This is a genomic window from Anaerocolumna aminovalerica, assembly GCF_900115365.1.
GTDB lineage: Bacteria > Bacillota > Clostridia > Lachnospirales > Lachnospiraceae > Anaerocolumna > Anaerocolumna aminovalerica.
Genome location: NZ_FOWD01000021.1, coordinates 1 through 14,759 on the forward strand (window position 1 = coordinate 1; position 14,759 = coordinate 14,759).

A 14,759-nucleotide genomic window follows, 5' to 3' on the forward strand; every position below is an offset into this window, starting at 1 on the left:
TTCAATTATTTCTATCCCTTTCCTTTTACACAACATACTCAATATGTTCGCTACATCTTGTTTTATTTGTCCATATACTATCTGTCTCCTGTATTTTGGCGCAAAAACAAGATGGTATTTACATTCCCACTTCGTGTGTGATAAACTATTCTTATCCATTTTGGATACCTCCTATGCTATTTTTGTGTGGTTGGCGAACCTACACTTAGTATAACATAGGAGGTTTTTAAACTTGAAGCTAAAGCTAATTGGGAACACACCTGCATAGCAGGTGGTTTATTTTTATTGTGACACAACAAAAAGACCTTTCCGGTAACCGGAAAGGTTTTGTATATATCCAAAATACAATTCACATTCATAAACTATATGAGGAGACACTATATACATTCCTACGCCAGCATTATCCGGATCAGGTACGAAGTTGTTTTCACACACTTCAGGGTTAAAACATTGTGGTAGTTTACTCTCAGCCTAATTCATTAGGCTCCCCTTGTTTCGTAGAAAGTGTAACACAATACCCTTTTTGTGTCAAGGTTTACAGCTTTGAAATCTGGCTCTTTTTAAAATATCTATTTTGGCACTTTTAACAATGCCAAAATTGTTTTATAGTATCAGCAAAGAACAGTGGCTGAATAAAAAAAGCTGGAGAATAGGTTATTCTGCCACTTATACTCCTGTACAAATTGCATCAATATTAAAAAGCGTTAAATCGCTGGAATCGAGGTCAATATGTATTCAAAAAAGACAAAAAAATTAGTCATCGCAGCACTAATGGCCGCAATGACATGTATCGCAACTATGATAATTCAATTCCCATCACCAGTTGGTTATATCCATATCGGAGATGGCATCGTACTTGTATCAGGTATGATTCTTGGCCCCATATATGGAGGAGCCGCTGCCGGTATTGGCTCTATGTTAGCTGACCTTTTATCCGGGTATACCAGTTTTGCACTAGCTACCTTTATTATAAAAGCTCTTGCAGCCATTACTGCACATCATATATATCAATTATTATCCCGTCATTTCAACAATAAGAAGAATAGAATCATATCTGTCATTGTTGCAAGTGTTGGTGGTGGAATTATTGTTACTTCGGGATATTTTATCTTTGAAGGGTATATTATGGGATACGGAGTAGCAACTGCTGCAGCCGGTATCCTTTTCAATATGGTACAAAATATATTCGGTATTATATTATCTATCATATTAATGCCGATACTCATAAGACTTCCAGAAATCAAGTCTGTTATGAATTTGGAAAATTAAAGGAATAAAGAACCTTTAATCGTTCCCATAACTACATCCATTACTCCTGTTTTCTCCTTAACAGGTGCAAAATTTTGATAAAAAACAATTTTTTCATTTGTCTCTTTTTCGAAATTTTCTTTCATTTCGAATATTTTGTAAATATGCTTCTCATATTTACAATATGTACTTACTAAATGAGGATGATTCAATGAAATTCCATTTTCTAACATTTTGTTGATTTTCCTCTGGTAGTAAGTAATCCATCGGTATTTTATCTCCATTAGAAACAATGACTTAACCTTCTGATGTTTTACCATGGATTTCTCCTTTCCTACTCCTTCTCATCCGTATACAAAAATCATTTGTATATGAAAATATTAGCACATATTGTGTAGAATAGGAACCCTTTGAAAGCTTGAAAATATCGCGAATTTCAGCTTTCTTCGACAGTAAAACATAGGAAAACAGTTAATCTTACATGAGACGATTTTCTACTTCATCTTTTGCAGGAATAGAACTGGAGGCACCTTTTCTGGTTACCGCTATGGAGGCGGCAAAAGAACCTATTTTAAGGGCTTCTTCTATAGATTTTCCTTCTATAACGGAAGCCAAAAAGTAACCTGTGAAAGTATCACCTGCTGCTGTTGTATCCACCGCTTTTACTTTAAAGCTCTCTCTAAAATACCTCATTCCATTTCCGCTGTACATAACACCGTCTTTACCTAAAGTCAGCACCACTTCTGCGCTGGGATACTTACTTTCCATCACATTCAGTATATCCTCCGGCTCTTTCTCTCCGGTAATCTGATATCCTTCAATTTCATTCATTAAAAACATGGAAACTTTACTTAAATCGCAAGCCTTTACTTTTTCATTAAAAGGTGAGGGATTAAGTACAATCTTCATTTTCTTTTCATATGCTTTTTCAATAATTTGATCCAAAAGGTTAATTTCATTCTGCAGCAGAATCATGTCCCCTTCTTGAAAATAATCAAGAACTTCCTCAATATGTTCTAACGTATTTAAACCATTAGTACCAGGGAATAGGATAATGCTGTTTTGTCCCTGTTTATCTAATTGAATGATAGTATGTCCGCTTTTTCCTTGTACTTTAGATATATAGCGATAATCAATTTGATTCTCTTTACACATATCAATGAGACTTTCACCGTCTTCCCCAACCATTCCGGCATGATAGACAGATACACCAGCTTTTGCCAAAGCAATGGACTGGTTAAGTCCTTTACCTCCGCAAAATGTCTCCATACTATTGGAGGATAATGTCTCTCCCGGTAAAACCATATGATCTACGCTATAAACATAATCATAATTTAATGAACCAAAATTCACTAATTTCATCAGCACTACTCCTTAATTTTACTAATTTATTTCTACGTTTAATTATGCTTCTATCTTACTCTTAGAGTGGTATAAAGTCAATTAATATGAACATATTCTACCATGAATCAACTAAAAATCCTTATATTATTGAACCTATTAATGTGAAGAATAATTACTCCTCATCGCTCCGAACTAAAACTTATTTCTCTATTTATCCTCAGTTATTTAACTCTTATCATCAAACCAAATAAAGGATGCCGTAATACTATATCTCCGGAATATGAGATAATATATTTTGCGGCATCCCTTTTTAAACTACCATTAAAATCGTTTACTAATGTTAGAATTATGATAGCTGATAGTTTATTGGTACTTTTACATATTCAGTAAGTATTATCTTAAATTGACTTATAGAACATAATTGCTTCATATGGTCTTAAGACATCTTTTACAGTTCTATTTAGGGTATAATTGGTTAATAACACCCTGTCATATTCCGTTGCTATCTCTGATAATCCTTTACATTCTATTTCTTCTCCCGTAAAGTTTGCTACCACCCGAAGTTCTTCTGTTTCACTTTTTCTAGTGTATGCAAATATATTACTATCCTCTTCATATAACAATTCAAAGTCACCAACGGTAATAATTTCATAATCTTTTCTGATTTTAATTAATTGTTGATAAAAGTTAAAGATGGAATTCTCTTGTTTTAATGTGTCTTCTACATTAATTTCTGTATAGTTTGGATTTAATTTAATCCACGGAGTTCCTGTTGTAAAACCAGCGTTTTCCGAAGAATTCCATTGAATTGGAGTTCTGGCGTTATCTCTGCCCTTTGCATAAATACCAGCCATAATTTTCTCCATGGACCAGCCAGCTTCCTGTTTTTCTTTTACCATATTAATGGTTTCAATGTCCTTATAATCTTCAAGAGGGAATTTTACATTGGTCATACCTATTTCTTCACCCTGATAGATATAAGGCGTACCTTGCATTCCATGTAATACAAGTCCTAACATCTTCCCACTTTCAATGCGGTAAGTTGTATCATTACCCATACGAGAAACAATTCTTGGTTGATCATGATTAGACCAGAATAAACTATTCCAACCCTTTTCATGTAATGCTTTCTGCCAGATCTTAAACACTTGTTTTAATTCATTTAATTCCAACTTCTTTAAGTCCCATTTGCCATTTCCTTTGATTTCTTCTAAGCCTAGATGCTCAAAACCAAAGCACATGGTAAGCTCTTTTCTCTCTTTGTCGGAGTATAGCGGTGCACTTTGTGGGGTAGCAAATGAGGTTTCCCCTACCGTGAATACATCCCTGCCCTCAAAACAGGCTTTGTGCATCTCTTGAAGATAGATATGGCTCTTTTCACCAAACATTACGCTTTCTTCTGGAATCTTGCCAATCAGATCAATTACGTCCATTCGAAAACCATCAATGCCTTTATCTAACCACCAATTAATCAGACGGTACACTTCTTTTCTGACCTCTTCATTATCCCAATTTAAATCAGGCTGACGTTTACTAAATAAGTGATAATAATATTCATCCGTTTCTTCGTTATATTCCCATACAGAACCACTAAAAAAGGATTGTTGATCTGTAATGGGCTTATCTTTCCAGATGTAGAAATCATGGTATTTACTATTTTTATCTTTCCTTGCCTCTTTAAACCATTGATGTTCATCACTTGTATGATTTACAACTAAGTCCATAATTAATTTAATGCCTCTGCTATGAAGCTTATCTAACATCTCTTCAAATTGTTCCATAGTTCCAAAGAGAGGGTTAATTTTATAATAATCGCTGATATCATAACCGTTATCATCCATTGGTGATTCATATATTGGTGTTAACCAGATTACATCCACACCCAATTCTTTTAGATAATCTACTTTTTCAATAATTCCACCGATATCACCGATACCATCTCCATTGCTGTCTTTAAAACTCATAGGATAGATTTGATATACAACTGATTTTTTCCACCAATCCATATTAGATATCCTCCTTATTTATCTTAAAATTCTCATTCTCAATTTCAAAATTCCATTTTGATTCTGCCTTTTTAAGAACAATGATCTCATGTACATTGGCTTCTATCGTATATTCTCTTGGACCTTCAAATTCTTCTTTTGTAAAGATATGAACCCATTTACCCCTGGGAACATATACCGTTCTTTTGGTAGCTCCTTCTGTTACGATTGGAGCAACTAATAAGTCCTCACCAAATAAGTACTGATCAAAGATGTTCCATACCTTACTATCCTGCGGAAAATCTAATAATAATGCTCTCATAAGAGGAATTCCTGTGGAGACAGAAATCTCTGCCTGCTCCATAATATATGGTATAAGAGCCATTCTGAGTTTTGCATAATAACGATAGTCCTCAATTACATAAGGAGCTTCTCTTCTTTCTGCAATATTCCAAGGAGTTCTATCCTGATTAAATTCTGCTTTACTTTCTGCGTGATATTGCATAATTGGACAGAAAGTTGCCATTGCAGTGGAACGCACGAAGAGTTCTGCACTTGGAATCTCACCACTAAAACCTGCTAAATCCCAGCCCCAAAATGGAACACCGGAAAGACCAGCATTTAAGCCTGCACATAGATTTCTCTTAAAGGCATCAAAGGTAGATTTCTCATCTCCGGCCCAGTGTGCCGGACTTTGGGCAGCGCCGGTAAAGCCTGCACGGCTAAATACAATGCCATCTCTTGCTTCCTTAATATAATCATAATTTTTTTGAATATATAATTTGGGATATTCGTTTCTCATTTCTTTTCCTGTATTACCATCTGCAAAGCATACATCATCACCGAATACGAATTCTCCTCCATCTGTCTTAAATCCATCAATTTCAATATCTTTTACCAGATAATCTCTTTTTGCAAACCACCAGTCAGTTGCCTCTTTACTTGTATAATCGAATAATAAGCTATCGGTAAACCAACCTTCCGGCATGCGAAATGGTGTTCCATCAGGATTCGTTGCACAATACCCATTCTCTAAAGCGTATGCTTCATCGTTATCCTTCTGAATATGATGAAGGGAATTAATATATTTAATAATGGGAATCTGCCAAAGAATACATTTTAATCCATTCTCATGAAGATAGGATACCAATCCCTTTGGATCAGGCCATCTACCCCACTCTGGGAAATGGAAGTCCTTATAACAAAGTGCATCACCGCCATCATTTTCTTTATAGACAGCATCATTAAAGATATAATACGTAGCTTCATCACTCCAAGCTTCAATTACTAATACTGTGGAAGGAATATCATATTTCTTTGTTAATTCTACCTGTTTTCTAACTTCTGCATCACTATCCCAATTGTTACTTGACATCCATGGCCCAAATGCCCACTCAGGCAACATAACTGGTTTTCCTGTTAGGAGACTGAAACTACTTACTACCTCCTTCGGATTACCAATAAAGCAATATAAAGATAATTCTTTCATTTGCGATTCTATGGTATAAAAATTATGTTTTGTCTTACATAAATCAAACTCTGTATAGCGATTGGTCGGTATATATATACCGTAACCCTGAGAGCTCAAGAAATAAGGCATTGGAAAATAGGTTTTAATTCCTTGATCCTTATACTGATTATATACATACACATCTACTAGGTTACCACGTTGATTAATATGATTGTAACGCTCACCAAATCCGTAGAATCCCTCTTCCTTTGATGACTTAATCTGGATTCCGTAAGAAAATGGTTCGTTACCATTTGTCCACATATATAATTGTTCAACTCCTAATTTGAATTCATTAACCAGGATATCAAAAGCACCATTTCCACGGTTTACGAATGTTATTTCTCCATTCCCTTCCTGAATCATAGGCGGTTTTACCTTGGATATGTCAAACTTAAATTGGTTCCCTACTACTGTCACCACACCATATAACTTATTTCCTTCATTGGTGTTTAACTCAACGATTGAATTGGAATCATTATTCACTATAACATCTGTAACAACTTCCTTACTTAGCACTTGGAACGTAAATTCATTGGAATTGAAACCTTCTGTATGGAACTGATAGGTTACCGTTGTCTTTCCTTTAAATGCACCTAAATTAAATCTATAATTCTCTGTATCCTCAATAAATTCACCAATTATAACTTCCTTATGTCCCTCACTGGTAACATAGCTTAGGGTAATCTCTGATTCATATCGAACCGGCCAAGTTACTGCATATACCGTTACGTTATCCCCATCCTTCGGAAACCACGGTGTTCTTTCGTAATTCTGGGATTCATAACGATTAAAATTACCAAGTGGCACATGGAAGATAGGAGTATCCTTTAAGATACCAGCTAATTTCAATTTTGTTGATACCAAATCTCTTACTGCATTTGCAAATGTACAGTCTCCATCAACTCTTGCCAAATACATCTTTGCTCTTTTATAATCTGATTTTTCTGTAAGATACCAAGCCAGTAGAGCATTATAGGCTTGATGTTTTTTAGGATTCATTTCTTTTAGTGATTCTACTAATACTAAATCCTCTGGATTGAATAATCCAAATGGTACACAAACCCAAAGAAGGTCTATGGTTACCTCTTTACCATGACGAACACTTACTAATTTACCGGCATTGGTATAGTTTGCATAAGCATAGTTTTTCATCTGATTGATGCATTGTGTTATAGTTTGATTTTTTAGATATAAGTTACTATTGTATAAACTGCCATAAGCCATACCTACGATTGATGTATAATAATCTTCCTTCTCATCTTCCAATAGAGAGAAGCCTGGTTTATCCCAACAGCTTAAAATATCTTCTTGTAATTGTTTTAATACTTCCATGTTTTTTGTAACAAAATTCATGTCATTTGCTTCTCTAACATATTCAAATGCTGCAAATAGTAAGAAACACTTGTCCTGGTAATCTAGATTGTTCCTCTGAAATAGTTCTTCAAAACGTTTTGGGATACCATCTAATCTCCTACTAACGCATGCTTCCAATAGCTTAATTAATGTAACCTTCATCTCTAAATTTATCATAAGAAGCCTCCTTATCTGTAATAGCTGGCAACAAATTCTGCACATGCCCAGGTTAACGGATTAATAAAGCTAATGGATTCATCATTGGCATCCACTGCTTCCGGCATTAAACCATATGCATTGGCATGATTCTTTGCCCATAACATTTTCTTTCGATACTCCGAAGCTTCGCCATGTACCTTACAATATTCAGCACAAGCTAAAGTATTGAATAACCATGGCCCATGATGATATTCTTGTTCCGAATAACCAATACCATCTTTAAAAAAGCTTGCATGTTTTAAGAAATATTCATGTGTCTTTTTCATATTTTCATCATTTGGATAACCATAGATGGGACCAAAGTATTGTGGAGTATCATATTTACAAACGACCCTGTCATGGTAATTCACATATCCATAATCGTATCGTTCAAGCTCTTTATTAAATGTTGTTTGTATTCCTTGATAGATCTGTTCACATAATTTCTGACAACGTTTTTCATACTCTTTATTCTCAAAGACCACAAATAATTCCTCCATTGCCTTTATTCCACCATAGATAAACATGTTAGAGGAAGTAATAAATGCTGCACCGAATACACCTTCATTTACACCTCCCTCAGGTCCTACCATGCCGTTCTTATGTTCTGAATTTTCGATTACAGAAACTAATTCCTGCAATAATTCCTCAGAAGCTAAGATCTTACCGGTTCTTTTATAGAATTCATATACAATTCTTCCAAAATATCCGATGGAATCAATTTGATGGCTTACATTGTTATTGGCTCCTTCATTAGGTTCTCCAAGTCCATCATAACGCTGATAAAATTCCCCATTTGATTTACGTTTTCTCTTGATTAAATATTGTATAATTTCTTCACATTCCTCATAATGACCTGCAAGTAAAAAGCCTCTTGCAACCATAATGGAATCTCTTGCATAATAACATGGCATTTTATTGGAATAATAGTGACCAGTTAAATCCGCTGGGATAAATCCATTCTGGCAGACTGCCTTCATAGCAATTCGGTTTCTTGTTACGAAATCCAGGAATTCCTCATCATTATCATTTTTATGGATGGAAGCCACTTCCTGTACTCTTTTATTACCTTTTGCTAACCATCGTTTCCAATACTCTTTCGCTTCAATAGCTACGTATTTAAAATCTAAAGATTGTAAGTCATTGATTAATTCTTCTTTGGTATCTGCAAATACTAATGCCCATTGAAAAGTAATGGATTCTCCTGCTTTAAGCTCATATTCTTTTCCTTTTACACAGCCTACACGACAATTCGTATTAATACCTTTTATCTTTTGATTTCTATTTTTCACATCCAGAAATGTCTGGTAGGAAAAATCAGTGGGAGAGTCTTCTACAATATAGTTCTCATTGGATTCACAGGTGGCCATCCCTATGTACGCCTCTCCAGTCTGAATACAGAGGGCATCATCTGTAAGTACCTCTCCAAGAATAGGTTCCTCATTTCTAACTGCAATGTACCCAAAACAACCTATCTTTTTGGCTTCACTTGCTTTATTTGAAACGGTAGTTTCAAAAACTACACGATTATTTCCATAAGCATAAATAATATCTGTTTTTTCAAGATTATCCTCTTCTAGTATAAAGTTGTCTGTATAACGAAATCCATCCAATACCTCTGTTCTCTCAGGTACCAGATGATGTGGATGTGTATATTCATTCCATTTGCGGTTTCCGAAATAGAGTCTATCGTTAACTCGTATCATGCTCACTGCTGATTGTAACAAATCATGCTTATAATTTTTATAAAATAAGTGATAAATACCAGTTCCATTAATATCTATGATTCCATTGTTAACAGTATAGATAGCCGCAACGTTTTCATTTCCCACTAATCCAACACCGGTATAAGGTTTTCTGTCCATTTTCATTCTGCATTCCTTTTCTTTATAACAATTATTTTAATGCAAGAAAGGATGTCGTTAAACACAACATTTTGATTGTATTATGGACACCCTTTCTAACTAAAGATCTATTTTACTATCTTTTCAACTTTTGCCTGTGCTTCATTTAACCCTTCTTCCACAGTAACTTGTCCAATAACCGCTTTACTTAATTCTTCGTTGATTTTATCTTGAACACGAGAATAATTTAATACTGTTGGAGGTACAATACCTGTTTCTAAGGCTTCAAAAATTACTTCGCGGCTTTCTGGCTTCTCAATATTTAAGAAAGATTCTCTTACTTCTTCATTATCTACTACTGGTAAATCCCAGCCTGATTCCACTCTAAGCTTAGTAGCCGTAGGATCCACAGACATAAACTTGATGAATTTCCAAGCTGCATCTGCATGTTTTGTATTGGCACTTGCAACAATGCCATCTACAAATACGTGATGTACCTTATCTGTATTAGCAGGTTCAAGAGCGATATCCCAGTTAAATGGAGCATCCGCGAATACTCCAAGCATCCAGCTACCGGTTCTAAGCATAGCAATCTCTCCATTTTTAAACATATCTTCTGGAGATTTACCGCTCATTTGCTCTGGTGTAGGTTGAACATTGTATTTGTTCATTTTATCTATCATCCACTGAACAGCTTCAATATTTTCTTTTGAATTAATGGTTGGTTTTCCCTCTGCATCGAATAAAGAACCACCATTTTGTGCTACTGTTTTATATAATTCGTTATATTGTACTGGAGAATATGTTCCATAAACACCGTCTTTTGTTAAAGCCTGCGCTGCTTTTAGCTCATCCTTCCAAGTCCAGTCTGGTTTCGGATATTCTAATCCGGCAGCATCGAATAAATCCTTGTTGTAGTACATAACTACGTTGGAGAATTTTTCGGTTAAACCATAAAGCTTATCTTGGTATTTGAAGTGATCAATTGCACCTTTTGTCAATACACTTTCATCAAATGTTTCATCTGATTTTGCTATTTCAGTAACGTCTTTTAATACACCGTTATTTGCATATGTTACGAAGTTTTCATAATTGATTTCGAAAACATCAGGTAATGTCTTAGATGTTGCTTGAGTTTGTAATTTTGTAAAATAATCATTGAAACCAATTACTTCATATTCTACATTAATATTTTCATTTTGCTTTTCAAACTCATCAATCATAGCTTCCAAATCTTTAATATGATCTGGGCCAGCAGAGTATGTAGCATATTTAATCGTCACTTCTTCATTGGAAGTATTCTTTCCATCATCCACCTTTCCAGATTCATTGGTCTTTCCGCAACCGGTTAACATTGTTGTTGCCACTAGTGTAATCCCTAATAATGTTGCTGCTAACTTTCTTTTCATAATCTTTCTCCTTTACATTTTACTAAAAGTTTCATAAGTACCAAATTTTATTTTATTCCGGTATTTTGAATACCTTCAATAAAATACCGCTGTGCAAATAAGTAAACAATAAGAATTGGAATAACACTAATCAGTGTTGCAGCCATTAATTCACTCCAGTTCACATACCATCTACCTTGAAGCTGTGATAAGAATAATGGCAACGTCGTATGGGTATCATCAGAAGATACTAACAACGGCCATAAAAAATCATTCCATGCAGCCATAAATCCCGTTACGGCCAATACGGAGATACCTGGTTTTGCTAATGGCAGCATAACCTGAAAGAATACTCTGATAAATCCGGCTCCATCCAAACAAGCCGCTTCTTCTAACGCTTTTGGTATGTTGGCAAAATGCTGTCTCATTAAAAAGGTCCCAAATGCGCTAAACATACCAGGTAATACTAAAGCCGTGAATGTATTAATTAAATTCATTTTATTCATCAATATATACTGTGGTATGATTGTTGCTTGAATAGGTATCATCATGGTAGCTAGATATAATAAGAATATTTTATCTTTGTGCTTAAAATCTATCCTAGCAAATACAAAACCAGACATGGAACAAATCAAAATCTGTCCTAATGTAGTAACAATTGCTACAAACATACTGTTAAATAAATATCTACCTGTATTATAGGATGTAAATATGTTTTTAAAGTTATCCAATGACCATGCATTTATAACATTTTTAAATGTCATATTATATGTGATATCTTGGTTGGTAAACGCAACTATTGTCATCCATACAAATGGAATAATCATAACAATTGCTCCAAGAATTAACATAATATAGACAACTACATTGTTTTTCTTAGTTTTCATTTTCGATTCCTTTCCTGCTTTATTCATAATGAACCCATTTCTTTTGCATGACATTCTGGAAAATGGTCACTAGTATAATGATAATAAAGAGTACCCATGACAATGCAGTTGCATAACCCATTTGCTGGTATTGAAAACTATTTTTATAAATCTCAGTAACCATAACTGGTACCAGATCCGCAGTGGGCTCTCCAGAGGTCATGACCCAAATTTGATCAAAAACTTGGAAAGAACTAATTATAGTAATAATAAGGGCATAAAACGTGGTTGGAGATAATAAAGGCAATGTAATACTCTTAAACTGCTGCCATTTACCTGCACAATCAATTTGGGCTGCTTCGTAATAGCTACTTGAAATTCCTTGTAAGCCACCAAGGAAAATAATTGCTAAGAATCCAATATCCTTCCAAACTGTTGTTATGATAATTGCAGGCATAACATAACTTGGATTTTGTAACCAAGCAGGCCCTGTCCCACCAAAGAAACGAATAATTGTATTTACTATTCCGAATTCCGGATTAAGCATTCCTTTCCATATCATAGATACTGCTACCCAAGAAGTAATAACCGGTAAAAAGAACAAGCCTCGAAAGAATGTGACTTTTTTGATTTTACTATTTAGCAGTATTGCCAATCCAAGTGATAGAATTAGTACTAGGGGCAAATATCCAACAATAAAGAATAAGGTATTCTTTAAAGCTAAATAGAATCTTTCATCATGAAGGATTTCTATATAATTTGCTAACCCTATTAATTGGGGACTACCAAATAAATTCCAATCCGTAAAACTAATATAAAGTGAATATAGCATAGCCCCAACTTTAAATACTAACAGTCCTAATAAACTGGGCAATAAGAATGCGATAATAATTTTTTTCTTTGACTTATACATTTTAACCTCGATTCTGACGCTTTAGCGCTTTTTAATTACGATAGCAATTTGTGCCCCAGCACAAAAGCTTGTTTTTTCAACCTAGCTCCCATCGCATGCAGCATCTGCTTGCAGATGTGGCATTGCCACAAATCAGAGTGTGAATTATGCATTTCAATAATTCACACTAACCTCCATGGTGAACCGTTTAACCAATGTAGAAAAAAAAACTTAAAGTTTTTTTCTTTTGTAATGTTTCTACTCAGCGCTTTTAAGAACTTTTGTTGTATCTCTTTTTATTATTTCGCAACTCATTAGAGTTTCTTTTTCCTTTTGTGAATCATGAATGATATTTAGAATAATTTCACCAGCCATTTCGCCACGTTTTGAAATATTCTGTCCTACAGTTGTCAGTTTAGGATACATAATTTTAGCTTGATATGTATCATCAAAACCTATTATGGAAAAATCATCTGGAATCTTCTTTCCATCCAGTTGTAAATAATTCATAATACCAAAAGCCAATATATCCGCAGTTGCAACCACAGCAGTAATATCTGCCTGAGCCACTATCTTTTGAGACACACTAAAACCATATTCATAAGTGACATCACCTTGAAAGATAAATCTTTCCTCAAAGGGAATGTTATTCTCTTTTAGCGCTCTCTTATATCCATCCAGTCGTTTGCTCAGCAACACACTTTTATCAATTTTACCGGTCACTAAAGCAATCTTCTCATGACCATCCTGAATTAAAAGATTCGTTGCCATAAAACTAGCTTCCTCATCTCGTAAATTCATTTTGTAAAAATCTTTATGTGTAATGTAAGAATCAATTAATAGTGTAGGAACTTTATAGCTGCCCAAAATCTGAAGCATTTTATCATTATCGATACCAAATACAACAGCACCATCCAAATTCCACTTCATCATCATATCCGCAAAGCAATTATCACTGTTAACGACCCTTAAAACTATACTATAGCCAGCATTACGTAAATAATACTCAATACCGGATATGAACTCACTGTAGAATGGGTTTTCAAAGATCATTTTTTTACTAACATCCATCTGTGGAATAATGACGCCAATTAACTTAGAACCTTTTCCAGCTAAGGACTTGGCACTAAGACTTGGAACATAGCCTGTTGCTTTAATTGCCTCCTCTACTTTTCTTACCATCTCAGGTGAAACTTTACTCACTCTGCCATTGATGACATAAGATACAGTTGCTTTCGATGTCCCACATATTTGAGCTATATCATTAATTGTTACACGTTTCATATTTATTCCTCCGAAGGTTAACCGTTTAACTCTACATCAATAATATACAACATTTCGATAAAAAACACAATAATAACTTTAATATTTTATTTCAATTGTTATAAATGCACATTTAAAATATGATTATTTGTATATTATATATAGCAATTATTATTTTTTAACTGTTCTTTTTAACATATTCTGTTAATAAGCTCATATAGCATAGTGGGTATAATCTAAATACAGCGAAGCTGAATTCAAGAGTTCCATTAAAATGAATAATGAAATTCTTCTAAATTCAACCTCGCTGTATTTAGTTTCACATAAAATATATCTATTCCTGAGTATGATTTTTTATATTGTCTATGGTATTAATGTCTGAGCTGTCATCTGTATCATCATGGGAAACATCTGCTTCCTGCTCTGCATTATCTTCTCCATTTTCTTCAGCATTCTCTCCAGTATCATCATAATCCTTTGCAATATCAGCGTCTGAATCCTCTGTATCCTCTTTTTCTTCAATACTTTCAACAGTAGGTTCGTTTGGTATTTCTTCCGCTATTTCATCTGTCTCCACTGCATTGTCTCTTTTCATCTTAAATAAGTCTTTCGTTGAAAGTATAATCAAGGTAATTCCCACAATTACAAATAATATAATAAACGCAATTCCCACTGTTTTGTTGCCTGATGTATCCAGTTCGCGCCATAAAGATGTTGATAAGTAAATCAAGTACATCCCGACTATAATTCTAAATATCCTATTCACCTTTAAGTCTTTATGCATATTTTTACCTCACTGTATATTTAATTATAGCTTATGTATCTTAGCACAATAACTTGTAAGTTACAAGGTCTTTTTCATATA

12 protein-coding genes are annotated in these 14,759 nt (G+C 34.4%); 1 reads left to right on the forward strand and 11 read right to left on the reverse strand.

Features of this window, described 5'->3' with window-relative positions; translation table 11 throughout:
- On the reverse strand, positions 1 to 159 hold a 159-nt coding region (locus tag BM183_RS12265), incomplete at its 3' end, for a transposase (RefSeq protein ID WP_170847991.1).
- Positions 160 to 729: 570 nt separating this feature from the next.
- Between BM183_RS12265 and BM183_RS12270 the strand changes: the two genes are divergently transcribed.
- On the forward strand, positions 730 to 1,269 hold the full coding sequence (locus tag BM183_RS12270) for an ECF transporter S component (RefSeq protein WP_091687170.1): 540 nt from the start codon (positions 730 to 732) through the stop codon (positions 1,267 to 1,269).
- Here BM183_RS12270 and BM183_RS12275 read toward each other — a convergent pair.
- The 10 genes from BM183_RS12275 to BM183_RS12320 all read right to left on the reverse strand — a co-directional run bounded on the left by BM183_RS12275 (position 1,266) and on the right by BM183_RS12320 (position 14,678).
- Positions 1,266 to 1,568 carry a hypothetical protein gene (locus BM183_RS12275; RefSeq protein ID WP_091687171.1) on the reverse strand — a complete coding sequence of 101 codons (303 nt, stop codon included), beginning with the start codon at positions 1,566 to 1,568 and terminating at the stop codon, positions 1,266 to 1,268. The genes BM183_RS12270 and BM183_RS12275 overlap by 4 nt on opposite strands.
- A 157-nt stretch (positions 1,569 to 1,725) precedes the next feature.
- Positions 1,726 to 2,610, reverse strand: coding sequence for a ribokinase (locus tag BM183_RS12280; RefSeq protein WP_091687172.1), 885 nt, complete (start codon positions 2,608 to 2,610; stop codon positions 1,726 to 1,728).
- A 380-nt stretch (positions 2,611 to 2,990) separates the two neighbouring features.
- On the reverse strand, positions 2,991 to 4,598 hold the full coding sequence (locus BM183_RS12285; RefSeq protein ID WP_091687173.1) for a glycoside hydrolase family 13 protein: 1,608 nt from the start codon (positions 4,596 to 4,598) through the stop codon (positions 2,991 to 2,993).
- A 1-nt stretch (position 4,599) separates the two neighbouring features.
- Complete coding sequence (locus tag BM183_RS12290) at positions 4,600 to 7,620, reverse strand: glycoside hydrolase family 31 protein (protein ID WP_170847992.1); 3,021 nt, start codon at positions 7,618 to 7,620, stop codon at positions 4,600 to 4,602.
- A gap of 11 nt (positions 7,621 to 7,631) precedes the next feature.
- A complete protein-coding gene (locus BM183_RS12295; RefSeq protein ID WP_091687175.1) occupies positions 7,632 to 9,512 on the reverse strand; it encodes a glycoside hydrolase family 15 protein in 1,881 nt (626 codons plus the stop codon).
- A gap of 101 nt (positions 9,513 to 9,613) precedes the next feature.
- Complete coding sequence (locus BM183_RS12300) at positions 9,614 to 10,894, reverse strand: ABC transporter substrate-binding protein (protein WP_091687176.1); 1,281 nt, start codon at positions 10,892 to 10,894, stop codon at positions 9,614 to 9,616.
- Positions 10,895 to 10,941: 47 nt separating this feature from the next.
- Positions 10,942 to 11,787, reverse strand: a complete 846-nt coding sequence (locus BM183_RS12305) for a carbohydrate ABC transporter permease (protein ID WP_170847993.1) — start codon at positions 11,785 to 11,787, stop codon at positions 10,942 to 10,944.
- The gene (locus tag BM183_RS12310; protein WP_091687178.1) at positions 11,780 to 12,652 is read right to left on the reverse strand and encodes a carbohydrate ABC transporter permease; all 873 of its coding nucleotides are present in this window, start codon (positions 12,650 to 12,652) and stop codon (positions 11,780 to 11,782) included. The genes BM183_RS12305 and BM183_RS12310 overlap by 8 nt, the downstream gene beginning before the upstream one ends.
- Positions 12,653 to 12,889: 237 nt before the next feature.
- A complete protein-coding gene (locus BM183_RS12315; RefSeq protein WP_091687179.1) occupies positions 12,890 to 13,915 on the reverse strand; it encodes a LacI family DNA-binding transcriptional regulator in 1,026 nt (341 codons plus the stop codon).
- A 313-nt stretch (positions 13,916 to 14,228) separates the two neighbouring features.
- On the reverse strand, positions 14,229 to 14,678 hold the full coding sequence (locus BM183_RS12320) for a hypothetical protein (protein ID WP_091687180.1): 450 nt from the start codon (positions 14,676 to 14,678) through the stop codon (positions 14,229 to 14,231).
- Positions 14,679 to 14,759 lie beyond the last annotated feature (81 nt).

What these genes read in the sequence shown, in the direction of transcription:
- BM183_RS12270 (WP_091687170.1), top strand. Translation starts at nt 730, where the DNA reads ATGTATTCAAAAAAGACAAAAAAATTAGTCATCGCAGCACTAATGGCC.
- BM183_RS12275 (WP_091687171.1), bottom strand. Translation starts at nt 1,568, where the DNA reads ATGGTAAAACATCAGAAGGTTAAGTCATTGTTTCTAATGGAGATAAAA.
- BM183_RS12280 (WP_091687172.1), bottom strand. Translation starts at nt 2,610, where the DNA reads ATGAAATTAGTGAATTTTGGTTCATTAAATTATGATTATGTTTATAGC.
- BM183_RS12285 (WP_091687173.1), bottom strand. Translation starts at nt 4,598, where the DNA reads ATGGATTGGTGGAAAAAATCAGTTGTATATCAAATCTATCCTATGAGT.
- BM183_RS12290 (WP_170847992.1), bottom strand. Translation starts at nt 7,620, where the DNA reads ATGATAAATTTAGAGATGAAGGTTACATTAATTAAGCTATTGGAAGCA.
- BM183_RS12295 (WP_091687175.1), bottom strand. Translation starts at nt 9,512, where the DNA reads ATGAAAATGGACAGAAAACCTTATACCGGTGTTGGATTAGTGGGAAAT.
- BM183_RS12300 (WP_091687176.1), bottom strand. Translation starts at nt 10,894, where the DNA reads ATGAAAAGAAAGTTAGCAGCAACATTATTAGGGATTACACTAGTGGCA.
- BM183_RS12305 (WP_170847993.1), bottom strand. Translation starts at nt 11,787, where the DNA reads ATGAATAAAGCAGGAAAGGAATCGAAAATGAAAACTAAGAAAAACAAT.
- BM183_RS12310 (WP_091687178.1), bottom strand. Translation starts at nt 12,652, where the DNA reads ATGTATAAGTCAAAGAAAAAAATTATTATCGCATTCTTATTGCCCAGT.
- BM183_RS12315 (WP_091687179.1), bottom strand. Translation starts at nt 13,915, where the DNA reads ATGAAACGTGTAACAATTAATGATATAGCTCAAATATGTGGGACATCG.
- BM183_RS12320 (WP_091687180.1), bottom strand. Translation starts at nt 14,678, where the DNA reads ATGCATAAAGACTTAAAGGTGAATAGGATATTTAGAATTATAGTCGGG.